Source organism: Pleomorphomonas sp. PLEO (assembly GCF_041320595.1).
In the GTDB taxonomy this organism is placed as follows: Bacteria; Pseudomonadota; Alphaproteobacteria; order Rhizobiales; family Pleomorphomonadaceae; genus Pleomorphomonas.
In genome coordinates this window covers 755,938-767,777 of sequence record NZ_CP166625.1, presented here as the reverse complement: position 1 = coordinate 767,777, position 11,840 = coordinate 755,938, and the positions used below count along the sequence as shown (strand labels likewise).

The window sequence follows — 11,840 nt, the reverse complement described above, 5'->3', positions numbered from 1 at the left end:
CACCCGCCTACCGCTTCGGAAAGGCCCCGAGATGATCCGCATTCTCCTGTCGGTCGCCGCGCTATTCCTCGCCGTCCTCGCCTTCGACTGGCTGGGTGGCGTGCCGATCGCCGTCTCGGTCAGCTGGCCGGGTGGCGCAGCGGCGCCACCGCTCCGCGTCGTCATCGTCGCGCTGCTGGTTTCCGCCGTCGTCCTGCTCGTCGTCTGGAAGCTCGTTTCCGGCCTTTGGCGGGCGCCGAGCGGCCTGCGCAGCTATTTTGCCGGCCGCCGTCGCGATCGCGGTTACAGCGCGCTGTCTCGCGGCATGATCGCTGTCGGCTCGGGCGACTATCGTCTCGCCCAGCGCGAAGCCGCTGAGGCCAAACGCTTTCTTGAAGGTGAGCCACTGGTGTTGCTGCTGGCGGCCCAATCGGCCCAGCTGGAGGGACGCAGCGACGCCGCCCGCCAAGCCTTCACCCGCATGCTGAAAGCGCCGGAAACGCGCCTCCTCGGGCTGCGCGGCCTCTACATCGAGGCAACGCGCGCCGGCGAGGCCGCCGCTGCCCGCCAGTTCGCCGCCGAGGCACAGAAGGAAAACCCCGCCCTGCCGTGGGCTGGCGCCGCGATGATGGACTACCTCTCCGCCGACCGGAACTGGGGCGAGGCGCTGTCGGTGCTCGACCAGAACGTCGCGGGACGGCTGGTCGGCAAGGGCGACGCCAACCGCCTCCGGGCGGTCCTGCTCACCGCCCGCGCCCTTGAAGTCGAAGATGGCGAGCCGGACAAAGCCCGCGCCTTCGCCCTTGAGGCCCACAAGATTGCCCCGGATTTCGTGCCGGCCGCCACCATCGGCGCCCGCACGCTGGCCCGCCAGCTCGATACGCGCCGGGCGGCGAAAGTGCTGGAAACCACCTGGAAGCTCACCCCGCATCCCGACCTTGCCACCGCCTACCTTCATCTCAGGTCCGGCGATTCGGCGCGCGATCGCCTGAAGCGGGCCCAGATGTTGGAGAACCTGAAGCCGGTCCATCCCGAGGGCGCGGTCACCGTTGCCCGCGCCGCTATCGATGCCCGCGAATTCGCGCTGGCCCGCGAGGCGCTGACCAAGGCGCTGCGGCAGACGCCAACCGAGCGTGTCTGCCTGATGATGGCCGAACTCGAAGAGAGCGAGAGCAATGACATCGGCCGCGTCCGCGAATGGCTCGGCCGTGCCGTGCGGGCACCACGCGATGCCGCCTGGACCGCCGATGGCCTGGTGCTCGATGCCTGGCAGCCTCTTTCCCCGCTATCCGGCCGGCTCGATGCCGTGGAATGGCGCGTGCCCGCAGAGCGCGAGGTCGGGGAAGCGATCGATGGCAATGACCTTGCCGTCATCGCGGCCAAGCCAAATCCGCCCGCCCCGCAACAGGCACTCTCCAGCGGTGAGCCGGAAGAATTGTCGACCGCCGAGCCTCACGTCATCGAACCGGAGACGGTGCCCCAGGCGCCGGTTGTCACCCCCAAGCAGGAGGCGGTTCCAGCTCCGCCAAAAGTCGAGACGATCAAGGCTCCCGTCAGCGATGGCGCGCCCATCAGGCCGGCCGCCAAGGTTGAGCCGCCGCTCGCGGCGAGCGGCCCCAGCATCGATCCGCTGGCTGTACTGCCTCCCCCGCCCGACGATCCGGGGCCGGCCAACGGCAAGGGACTTGCCCATAGCCTGGCACCACAGTCGCCCTTCTCTTGAGACGATCGGCGCCGGCTTCATTTTCTTCCGAAGCGGTGCTTGAAATTAGCCAGCGATGCCGGTATCAACGCCCCGTCCCGTGGGGGTAACTCCGCGCAGGCGCCGCACTAGCTCAGTTGGTAGAGCACGTCATTCGTAATGATGGGGTCGGCGGTTCGAATCCGTCGTGCGGCACCACTCTTCCTGATAAACATAATGCCTGAAACCGCGCCGCCGCCTCACGTGTCGGCCCGCATAGCGCCATGCTCCGCTGTCAGGCCCCCAAAAAAATTCGTGTTTTGCTCGGAAGCGGAAGTGCCAAAAGGACTTCCAGCGGAGTTTTGGCACTTTCGGCACCCCGTCTCCGGCCCGGTTTCATGTTTTTTTAGGGCCGCGATCCATCGGTTCACCGGGCAGGCTCTCCGAGCGCCGGGTTCCATTGGTAGATGGCCGTCGGCCGGCCCATGAGCGCTTCAGTTCGCTTGGTCTCACGGCAATGGTTGGTCTTGATGAGCAGCTCGAGGGCATCGGCCGGCCGATGTCAAACCCGTCGCCGCCGATCAATTCGAACAGAGGGCGAGACTGGTAGCTTGCTCGAGATGTCGGCGGCTAAAGCGATCTGGCCGGCACTTTCGGCCCGTGTGGCGAGGGCAATCAGCCGTTCGGCCGGATTGACGCCGGCACCGTCTAGAAACGCTCGCACGGAAGCCGGCCGGTTAGGGATGCCCTTCCGCCGTTCGGCCCGCCGCTTGCCTGGAGCCGATCCCCTTGGCATGTGCCGCCCTCATTCACCAACGATCGCTGGTTTGGTGAACGGAGATTTTGGGGATGTCGCCGACTGTTATCGGTCCTATGGCATAGATGGTACACAAGCGCTTCCGAGCCTTCGGTAAAGAACCGGGAGGCTACAGCTTGGTAGAGAATTGTGAGCTCTCGGCCCTCCAATATGAAGTGAGAGGCCGAGAACTAACTGTTTCAAGATGCAAAACTACACCGAGAAAAACCTTGAGCTTTAGCTAGCCCCCGACATCTCACCATCGGTTCTGAGTTCGACGGCCAATTTTCGACTTTCGAACCAATAAATCATAGCTCGGTCGATCAGATGAGGCATCTCCTTCAAAAGAATATTGTCATACTTGTTGCGAATAAACGCCTTCTCCGCATAAGGCCCGCGCAGAATAGTCCTCATGAGACGACCAAGCCGTCGACCGATCTCGTTAGCTTCTTGAAAGCTTGCTACTTTAAGCTCCCTGTGTGTTTCTAACAAAATCTCCGCCAACCAGGGCATCCGATCTCGGATGAATCCTGCAATTAACAAAAATGCTACGTCGCCATCGCTGGGGTCTATTCCAGAATGCATAATATCAAGTAATACGCGTGGATCGAATTCAAACTTTTTCTGATTAGCATAGTTGAAATCACGCTCAACCGTTTCCGGGTCAACCTCCCGTACCCGTGCACTGAGGCCCCGAACCTGAGTCACTAATTCCTCTAGTATCTCAGCCTGCGGCCGCATGTGCTTTTCATCCTCATCATTACTCGGGATGCCATCAAGCTTATCCTGGAACTGCGGCCACAGTGCAGGAACCAACTTGTTTATTGTTTCGTCGGCAGCTTTATTTTCAGATACTGAATTGATGGCCTTAATTACTTCCATCATGCCTTGCTGGTCGACCTTAAGAGCTTGGAACTGCGATAAAGGGCCGCTTAAATCGCTAAGTTCAAGGCCGAAAAGAAGCGGTATCACCTTTGCGTCAAGCATTGACTTGGATAAGGCGCCAGCTTCGAATAATATCCATTCCGATGTCAGGTTTTCTGGAGTTACACATAATATCCCGAAATTTGACGCCTCAAGTTCTCCAGCGATCGCCTTGGCCCAACGTTCTCCGGCGGAGATATCCTTATCGGAGACCCAGGGCTTAGCATATTGAAGTATAAGCGGAATCCACTCTTTGAGGGCTACCGCCAATGCCTTGCTGCGTTTACCACTCCAACTGATAAAGACCTTCATCTTCCCCCCCCCCAAAAAAGCCCCCAGCGGTCAAACTTCCACCGCGCGATTTTGCCAAAGCAAGCGCAAGCTTTGATGGAAAAGTGAGCAACCTTCAATTGCCTTGAACACGTAAAGGTAGCTTGCCGCCATACACTTCGCGCGACGCCTGCGCCTCAGCCTTCCCTCGGGCTAGGCCGCCATCAAATTGCATGATGGCCGCCCGTTCTTCGAAGAGATCGCCCCGGCCTTCCTCGGTCCAGTCGGCATATCCTCCCGCGCTGTCGTCTCGCGGCTCCGAAAAATCCGCGTTTTGCCCAGAGGCGGCAGTGCCAGAAGTGCCGAAAGTCCTCCAAGGAGCGTTTTGGCACTTTTGGCCCCCCGTCTCAGGCCCGATCTCGCGTTTATTCAGGGCCGCGATCCATCGGTTCATTGCGCAGGCTCTCCGAGCGCCGGGTTCCATTGGTAGACCGCCGTCGGCCGGCCCATCTGTGTTTCAGTCCGCTTGGTCTCACGGCAATGGTTGGTCTTGATCAGGAGGTCGATGGCATTGGCCACCGTCTCGCCGTCGCCTAGGCCGGCCCAGTGCTTGCGGTAGACATCCCGCGCCGAGAACTCGTCGGGGAGCTGGCCGCGCCGCTCAACGATCAGCCGGGCGCCGTCCTCGACCATCGTTCCTCCGGAGGCGTAGAGCCGGCGGGCGTGGCTGCGGAGGTAGTCGGCCCAGGCGAGCGCCCTGAGCGTCGCCGGTCGGCCGATGTCGAACTTGCCGCCGTCGATCAATTCGAACAGCAAGGCGAGGCTGGCGATGGTCTTCGGCATCTTGAGGAAATGCGCTTCCAGAACGGGCGACACGTTGCCGGCTCTTGCCTCGGTCTGGATCTCCTCCATCCAGGCTCGGAACAGGTCTTGCCCATCGGGCGAGAAGCGCAGCACCAACGGCTGATCGGGGCGCCCGAGCGGGAAGTCGTGGAGATCGCGAAACACCTTTTCGAAAGCGTCGCGGGCGTCCTTGTCGGGATGACGATCCACCCACCGCCACGAGGACCGGACATCCGGCCAGACGGCGAGCTGAAGGCGCTGGATGAGGCCATCGTTAGACGTGCCGGTGACGGCGCCGCGCACAATCGGAGCAATGCGAGACGGCTGCACACCGCCGATGAGGCTCAGAGTGCAGTTGGCAATGTGAACCGTGCCGCGCCCGATGCGATCATAGGTGAAGCGCCCGGCCCCATTGAAGGCTTCGAGGTAGAAGGCGCGCTCGCTGGCGTATTCCTCGCTCTCCATTTTCGCCAGAAAGCCCGGCAGTTCGTCGCGGATCAGCAGCAGGCCGCGCGGGTTCTCGTTGAGCAATTCGCCGAGCTTTTCGACCGTCGCGTCGTTGACAACGATGCGCGGACAGGGTGGCTCGTCTTCGTCATCCTTCTGAAGATCGGCGAGGATCGACCGGGCTGCGTCCCGATCGCCATCCTTGATCGCCTTGGCCGCCCGCTTCTTGGCTTCCTTTTCGTCGATGCTCGACAGCACATCGTCTATGTCGCCGGCCTCAATGCTGGCCTGCCACGCTTGCCGCATCTCATCTTGAAGGGCGTAGACCGGACCTAGCGCCGACTGCATGGCCGGCGACTTCATCGCCGACGGCGGGCCGATGATGGCGCCCCACAAGTTGGGGACTTCGATCCAATCATCGTTTTGCTTCGGCCCCACTCGAACCCGGTTGCCAATCATCGCCGCGAGGCCACACAGCGCGGCGACGGCGACGAAGTCGGGCACCGATTGCTGGCGATCGGCCACATCGAAGACATAGCCGCGCAGGGCTTCCGGCAGCATTTCCGGCTCGAATGGATCGACCGGCGGCAGGCTCGATGTGATCGCGACGGGAGCCGCCCAGGCGGCGGGCGCGCCCGCCGCTTCCAGCATGCGAGCAAGGTCGGCCTCGGTCATGCTGACAGGCAGTTCGTCGGCCAGATCCCAACCTTTCGGAAGCCCTTCCGGCAGAGTGACAATCGACACCGATACGGCACCGGCCGCGCGAGCAAGGTCGGCAACGTCGGCGGCATAGGCGGCACCTGGCGCGTCGGCATCCGGCCAGATGATCACGCAGCGCCCCTTGAGCGGCGACCAGTCGGCCTTGCGGGCCGCTTTCGATCCACCCGGCGAGGTGGTGACGACGAAATCCCCGAAGCGCCTTCCGGCCGCCGTGGCGGTCTTCTCACCTTCCACGATGATCACCGGGGCATCGGGCCGGCTCGTTAAAGCGTCCAGGCCGAACAATGGGCGCGGTGTCGGGAAGCCCTTGGCGCGCCACTCGCGCCGGCCGCCGGTGCCGTGGCAATAGGTGATCGGCAGCACCTGCTTTGCCGGCGCGTCGCCGCCTCGATCGAAGCGGGCGATGGCGCCCAGCATGCGGCCTTGAGCGTCGACATACTTCCAGGCGCCGACGCGTTGGAACCCACGCGGCGCGAACTGGTCGAGCAAGCTGCCCGTCAGCGGTGGGGCGGTTTCCGGCACCGGCAGTACCGGGCGCCACTCTTCGGAGACTGCGGCGTCGAGCGGTATGCCGCCGATCTCCTCAGTGCTGAGGGGCGACAGATCAATGTTCATAGATGTCGACCCCTACGATACTGGCCAGCGTGCAGGCCGCGTCTGCCTGGCTGTCGCCGGTGAGATACGCCAGCAGCGAGACGACATCGCCGCCCTTGTCCTTGGTTGCGAAGTCCGCCCATTTCCCTGTTTTGAGATTGATGCGGAAGCTGCCGGCGCGCTGATCCGCCCGCTGGGGATTGCGGGCGGTCCACTCTTGACCGATGCGCCGGCCATCGGGCAGCCAGCGCGCCAGAAGAGCCGGGAGACAGCGCAACGCTGCCCGGTTGATGCCGTCGAAGTCGATTTTAGATGTGCTGTTCCGAGATTGCATAAAGCCCTCAGTGCCGCTTGGCTTTGAGGTCTTCCAACGCCTGGAAGATTTCCGACTGCGGCCAGCGAACCAATCCGCCGAGACGAACGGGTTTGGGGAAACGCCCATCTATTACGCCGCGTCTGAAGGTTGATTTGCTGATGCCAACGAGCGCGGCGGCTTCTACGTCGGAAAGCCACGGATCTGAAGGAGCCGTATTGACGATGACCTGATTCATCTTCACCTCATCGGGTTGGTTTGGTCCGATGTGGCAAAGCTTGCATCAGGTGGTTTGCGTCGTGGCCTTGTAATGGTCTGACTGGTTAGGCGGGTGGGAAATAGACCAGATTCCGGGATTTCTGAACCGGCATCCGGCGAGGGGTTCCGGCCCGCCGCCGGCCGATCTTGTCGGCTCCCGCGAATCAGGCCGCATCGGCAAGGCAATTCGCGGCAACAGTCTTCCCTGTCACGACCAACGCCCACCGCTCCATGATGGCGCGCCGCCGCGCAAGGAAGTCGGTTCGGCGGTAGGCACGCTCCACAGCCCCGCCAACGCTGTGGCCAAGCATGGTCTCTGCGATTTCGCGCGGTGTATTGGTCGCTTCCGCCATCCAGTCGCGCAAAGAGGAACGCAAGCCGCGCGGTCGCGCTTGAATGCCACGACGTTCCATCAAGCGAATAGGGAATTCATTGCCGGCCTGGGGGCACCAACGATCTCCTTAGAGATCAATAAGATAGCAGGGCACTCCCGTAGTGACAGGCGAAAAGCTCTGAGCCTTTTCGTCATTAAGGGTTGTCATTATAGATGACGTGTCATTAGAAACGAGATACCCATAATGACAGTCTTGAGCGTCATCGAGCCTATCCGAGGACACCATGAGAAAGAGCCGGCGAGCCTTCTACGGACGGACCAGCACCGAGGGGCAGACCGCAGCCTATCAGGAGATCATGGCAGAGGCAGAGGGCTTTGAGTTCGACCAAGCCTTCATTGATGCTGGCGTCTCTGGTGTGAAGGTTCCGTTCCAAGAGCGGCCTCGGGCTCGCCGTCTCTTCGACTACCTCGGAGAGGGTGACGAGCTAATCATCCGTGCCATTGACCGCTTAGGCCGCGATGCCGCGGACGTTGGCGACACCATGCGGGCCTTCCTCGCAAAGGGCATCACCATCAAGACGGTGATCGGCAAGCTGGTGTTCAAGGCTGGTTCCGACATCAGCACCATGGAGCGCATGCAGAACGAGCTATTCATCGTCCTGCTCTCTCACTTCGCCCAGATCGAGGTTGAGGCCCGTTCGGCAGCTCAAGCTGCCGGCATCAAGTGGACCAAAGAGAACCAGCCCCAGAAGTACCGTGGCAAGGCACCGTCCTTTGACGCTGAGAAGCTCGCAGAGGTCCGCCGAATGATCGCTGAGGAGCTGCCTATGGCTCACATAGCGAAGGCTACGGGGCTACAGCGGGGCACTGTGTACCGGATTAAGGATGAGCCTGAGTGGGCTGACGGGCTGGTGAGGAAGTGGCGAGGGTGAAAGTCGCAGCCATCGACTCTTGTGAGTGTCTCAATCATTGAGGCCAGCGCCGCCGCCCGTCGCGACGGCGCCGGGGTCAATCACTCGACAATCTTGTAGTGCTCGCCAGCGCAGGCGCAGACCGGGCAGGCTTCCGGCGCGTCGCCGATGACGGTGTGACCGCAGTTCGGGCAGATGCGGATGACGACGTCGCCGAGATCATTGCCGGCCTTCACCGCTTCGAGCGCGTCGCCGAACAACTCGTAATGGATCTTCTCGACTTCCATCGCCTCGGTCATCGAGCGGATGGCACGCTTATGGCCCTCCGCCTTGGCGGTGGCCACCATCGGCGGATACATCGAGGTGAACTCGTGGCTCTCGCCAGCCATGGCATCGGCGAGGTTGTCGGCCGTGCCCTTGATGGCACCGAGCGCCCGAAGGTGAGCGTGGGCGTGGATGGTCTCGGCGGCGGCAACGGCGCGGAACAGCTTGGCGACGCCCGGCTTACCTTCGCGGATGGCCGCGTCGGCATAGGCCAGATACTTGCGGTTGGCTTGGCTTTCGCCGGAGAAGGCTTCCTTGAGGTTGTCCGTTGTGGTGGGCATGGTACTTGCCTTTTTATGGTTGAACGACAGAGGGGACGTCGCGGGTCCCCTCAACCCCACAAGACTAGCCTCACGCCCCAACCGCGAGTATCGGGACAACCCCGTGAAATGACCTACTAACTTGAGATTTTTTCTAAGGAGAGGCGAGGAAGCCAGGACCGTCCGGCTTCCTCTTTTTCGTCAGGCTTCGGACGGCACGACGACGGTCGATTTCGCATGGTCGCGCCGCCGCCGCATCCGCCAATCGCCAAGAAACAACAGGATTGGCGCGGCGATGAACACCGACGACGACGCGGCAATGACGATGCCGAAGATCATCGGAATGGCGAAGCTTTCCACCGCGCTACCGCCCCAGATCGCCATCGGCAACAGCGACAGGAAGGCCGTTATCGAGGTGTAGAGGCTGCGCGCCAGCGTCTCGTTGATCGACTTGTCGATCAGCTCGCGCAGCGGCATCTGTTTGTAGAGCCGCATGTTTTCACGCATCCGGTCATAGACCACCACCTTGTCGTTGACCGAATAGCCGACCAGCGTGAGCAGCGCGGCAATGGCCGTCAGGTTGAAGTCGAGCCCCGTCAGCGCGAAGAAGCCGACGGTTTTGGTCACGTCGAGCACCAGCGTGGCGATGGCGCCGACGGCAAAGGGCCACTCAAAGCGCACCCAGATGTAGACCAGCATGGCCAGGCTGGCGAAAATCACCGCGAGGACGCCGGCTGTGGCCAGTTCACCCGATACCTTGGGGCCAACCACCTCCGTGCCGATCACCTTTGCCGAGGCATCGATCTTCGCCACCTCCTGGCGCAGCTGCTCGACGGCCACCGTCTGCGCCTCCTCGCCGCCAGCCTGCCGCTCGACGCGGACGAGCAGGTGATTGGCGTCGCCAAAGGCCTGCAGCGCCACTTCGCCGAGGCCCAGACCGTCGAGACCGGAGCGGAAGGCGGCGAGGTCGGCCGGCCCCGCCGTTTCCACCCGCAGCTGGATGCCGCCACGGAAATCGACGCCATAGTTGAGGCCGGGATAGATGAACAGGCCGATCGAGGCCAGCGACAGGAAGGCCGAGAAGCCGATACCGAAGAACCTCGCCCGCATGAAGGGAATGGCGGTGCCGTCCGGGATCAGCTTGATCGGCAACAGCGGCCGGATGTTCATCGTCTTGAGCTTCTTGCGCCGGACGATCGCCAGCATCAGCACGCGCACCACCGACACGGCGGTGAACATGGAGATGGCGAGCCCGATACCCATGGTCACGGCAAAGCCGCGCACCGGGCCGGAGCCGAACCAGAACAGCAGCACCGAGGCGATCAGCGCCGTGACGTTGCCGTCGACGATGGTCGAGTAGGCACGCTTGAAGCCGGCGTCCAGCGCGGCGATGGCGCTGAGGCCCTTGCGCGACTCCTCTCGGATACGCTCGTTGATCAGCACGTTGGCATCGACGGCGAGGCCGATGCCCAGCACGATGCCGGCGATGCCCGGCAGCGTCAGTGTCGCCCCGAGCAGCGTCAGGCCGGCGAAGGTCAGGATGACGTTGAGGGCAAGCGCCAGATTGGCGAGCAGCCCCCAGGCGCCGTAGAGCACCAGCATGAAGCCGAACACCAGGGCAAAGCCGACAAGGCCGGTGACGACGCCCATCTTGATGGCATCGGCGCCGAGGTCGGCGCCAACCGTGCGTTCCTCGATCACCGTCAGCTTGGCCGGTAGCGCGCCGGCCCGCAGCATGGCCGAGAGGTCGGTGGCGCTCTGAACCGAGAAGCTGCCGGAAATCTGACCGGAGCCGGCGGTGATCGGCTCGCGGATCACCGGCGCGCTCAGCACCTTGTCGTCGAGCACGATGGCAAAGGGGCGGCCGACATTGGCCCGTGTGATGTCGGCGAAACGGGCGGCACCGGCCGAATCGAAGCGGAAGGAAACGATCGGCTCATTGGTCGTCTGGTCAAAACCGACACGCGAGTCGGTGAGCCGATCACCTGACAGCTCCACACGGTCCTCGACGGGATAGGCCCTGCCCTGGTCGTCGCGAAGCATGGTAACGCCCGGCGGCACGAAATCGGCTGTGGCCGTGCCGGACAGAAGGTGGAAGCTCATCTTGGCCGTCGAGCCGAGCAGTTCGCGGATGCGCGCCGGGTCCTGCACGCCGGGGAGTTGCACCAAGATACGGTCGGCGCCCACCCGCTGGATGGTCGGCTCGGCGACGCCCACCTGGTCGATGCGCTGGCGGATGATTTCCAGACTCTGCTCGACAGCGGCGGCCGTGCGATCGGTGAGGCCGGCCTCGGTGAGAGCCAGCGTCACGGTGCCGTTGCCTTGGCGAACATCGAGGTCGCTGGCGGTCATGCCGAGGCCGGGATTGCCGACCGACGACGCCAGCTTGCCGAGTTCTCCGGCGGCGCGCGCCGTCTCCGAGGGATCGTCAAGGCTGACCGCCACGGCATTGCCGGCGCGGCGGATCGAAGCCGTGCCGATCTTGGCCTCGCGCAACGCGCGGCGAGCATCCTGGGTCAGCGTCTGCAGCCGTTCCTTGACAAGGTCGGCGGCGTCCACTTCCAGAACCAGATGCGAGCCGCCTCGAAGGTCGAGGCCGAGCGACACCCGATCGCGCGGCAGCCAGGAGGGGAAATTGTCGAGGACGGATTGAGGCACCACGTTCGGAAGCGTGACGATGATGCCGAGGGCAATGATGGCCGAATAGAGCGCCACCAGCCAGCGGGAAGTCTTCATTGGATTGTCCATGCCGGGCGACATCGCCACGCCTCATCGGAGGCGAGCGGTCGCGAATCCTGATTTTGGGTTCAAAAAATCAGGCGGCGATGGGCGGTGCGCGGGGCCGATGGGCGGCGGAAGGACGGCGGGCAACAATGGCCCCGGCAACGGCGCGCCAACCGAGGAAAAGGCAGGGGCACGCCGCGACGACGGCAACGACGACAAGCGCCACCGGCGATTGTGGCGGCGGCGCCGAGGTCCGCTCGCCGTGCTCGGCGGCGACGACCGGCCTCAGTCCGTCGCGGACGAGGACGGAATGCCTGAGGACCGCGTGATCGCTGGCGCCCAGATTGGTCGACAGCGACGAACCAATGTCGGTGCCGAGCCCAAGGTGCAGGATAACAACGAAGAGAAGAGCCGACAGGAACGCGACAGCCGCCTTCGGCGCCGTCATGCGGCGCTCAGAAA

At 63.1% G+C, this 11,840-nt stretch carries 9 protein-coding genes, 1 tRNA gene and 2 pseudogenes; 3 read left to right on the top strand and 9 right to left on the bottom strand.

From position 1 onward, the window contains the following. Positions 1 to 31 precede the first annotated feature (31 nt). Positions 32 to 1,702 carry a heme biosynthesis HemY N-terminal domain-containing protein gene (locus AB6N07_RS03340; protein ID WP_370676393.1) on the top strand — a complete coding sequence of 557 codons (1,671 nt, stop codon included), beginning with the start codon at positions 32 to 34 and terminating at the stop codon, positions 1,700 to 1,702. A gap of 101 nt (positions 1,703 to 1,803) precedes the next feature. Then, a tRNA-Thr gene (locus AB6N07_RS03335) sits at positions 1,804 to 1,879 on the top strand. 814 nt (positions 1,880 to 2,693) lie between these two features. On the opposite strand, the gene AB6N07_RS03330 is transcribed toward AB6N07_RS03335, so the two are convergent. The 6 genes and pseudogenes from AB6N07_RS03330 to AB6N07_RS03305 all read right to left on the bottom strand — a co-directional run. Further along, complete coding sequence (locus AB6N07_RS03330; RefSeq protein ID WP_370676392.1) at positions 2,694 to 3,692, bottom strand: toll/interleukin-1 receptor domain-containing protein; 999 nt, start codon at positions 3,690 to 3,692, stop codon at positions 2,694 to 2,696. A 408-nt stretch (positions 3,693 to 4,100) separates the two neighbouring features. Further along, complete coding sequence (locus AB6N07_RS03325) at positions 4,101 to 5,615, bottom strand: YfjI family protein (protein WP_370678184.1); 1,515 nt, start codon at positions 5,613 to 5,615, stop codon at positions 4,101 to 4,103. 150 nt (positions 5,616 to 5,765) lie between these two features. Next, positions 5,766 to 6,077, bottom strand: a pseudogene (locus tag AB6N07_RS03320) (DUF6371 domain-containing protein); the annotation flags it as partial. A 187-nt stretch (positions 6,078 to 6,264) separates the two neighbouring features. Continuing rightward, positions 6,265 to 6,588, bottom strand: coding sequence for a hypothetical protein (locus AB6N07_RS03315; protein ID WP_370676391.1), 324 nt, complete (start codon positions 6,586 to 6,588; stop codon positions 6,265 to 6,267). A gap of 7 nt (positions 6,589 to 6,595) precedes the next feature. Continuing rightward, the gene (locus AB6N07_RS03310) at positions 6,596 to 6,805 is read right to left on the bottom strand and encodes a helix-turn-helix transcriptional regulator (RefSeq protein ID WP_370676390.1); all 210 of its coding nucleotides are present in this window, start codon (positions 6,803 to 6,805) and stop codon (positions 6,596 to 6,598) included. Between the two features lie 184 nt (positions 6,806 to 6,989). Further along, a pseudogene (locus tag AB6N07_RS03305) lies at positions 6,990 to 7,223 on the bottom strand (hypothetical protein); the annotation flags it as partial. A gap of 220 nt (positions 7,224 to 7,443) precedes the next feature. On the opposite strand from AB6N07_RS03305, the gene AB6N07_RS03300 reads away from it, so the two are divergent. After that, positions 7,444 to 8,091 (top strand): recombinase family protein, encoded by a 648-nt coding sequence (locus AB6N07_RS03300; protein ID WP_370676389.1) that lies wholly within the window; start codon positions 7,444 to 7,446, stop codon positions 8,089 to 8,091. An 80-nt stretch (positions 8,092 to 8,171) separates the two neighbouring features. On the opposite strand, the gene AB6N07_RS03295 is transcribed toward AB6N07_RS03300, so the two are convergent. The 3 genes from AB6N07_RS03295 to AB6N07_RS03285 all read right to left on the bottom strand — a co-directional run bounded on the left by AB6N07_RS03295 (position 8,172) and on the right by AB6N07_RS03285 (position 11,826). Continuing rightward, positions 8,172 to 8,675 (bottom strand): rubrerythrin family protein, encoded by a 504-nt coding sequence (locus AB6N07_RS03295; protein ID WP_370676388.1) that lies wholly within the window; start codon positions 8,673 to 8,675, stop codon positions 8,172 to 8,174. A gap of 180 nt (positions 8,676 to 8,855) precedes the next feature. After that, positions 8,856 to 11,390, bottom strand: a complete 2,535-nt coding sequence (gene secD / locus AB6N07_RS03290) for a protein translocase subunit SecD (protein ID WP_370676387.1) — start codon at positions 11,388 to 11,390, stop codon at positions 8,856 to 8,858. A gap of 79 nt (positions 11,391 to 11,469) precedes the next feature. Continuing rightward, entirely contained in the window at positions 11,470 to 11,826 is a 357-nt protein-coding gene (locus tag AB6N07_RS03285) for a hypothetical protein (protein ID WP_370676386.1), read from the bottom strand. Between the last annotated feature and the right edge of the window lie 14 nt (positions 11,827 to 11,840).